Below are 261 nucleotides of genomic sequence, written 5' to 3'. Positions count from 1 at the left end.
CGGCGCTATATCTACCTGCATGGCACCCCGCTGAGCGAACCTTTGGGCGTGCCGCTGTCCCATGGCTGCATTCGCCTGCACAACACCGATTTGGTTGCCCTGTTCGACCGGGTGCCGGCCCATTGCCGCGTGCGCATCGAACAGGCGGCTTGCACCCAGTGGGCTTCTTTAAGTCTTCAATGAAGGATTTCCCATGACCGTCAGCCTGCAAGGCTCCCTGATGGTGGACATCGCCGGTAAATGGCTGACCGCCGAAGACCG

Annotated in this window: 1 protein-coding gene; it reads left to right on the top strand. The window is 60.9% G+C overall.

Going from position 1 to position 261, the window contains the following annotated elements; all coding sequences use genetic code 11:
• Positions 1-183: L,D-transpeptidase (locus tag SB756_RS31615; protein WP_410913439.1), on the top strand; the 183-nt coding region annotated here is incomplete at its 5' end.
• Positions 184-261 lie beyond the last annotated feature (78 nt).

It is taken from the genome of Pseudomonas sp. SIMBA_068 (genome assembly GCF_046534705.1).
GTDB classification, from domain to species: domain Bacteria; phylum Pseudomonadota; class Gammaproteobacteria; order Pseudomonadales; family Pseudomonadaceae; genus Aquipseudomonas; species Aquipseudomonas putida.
Note: the sequence above shows the minus strand (reverse complement) of the source record. Positions and strands in the feature narration are given on the sequence as shown.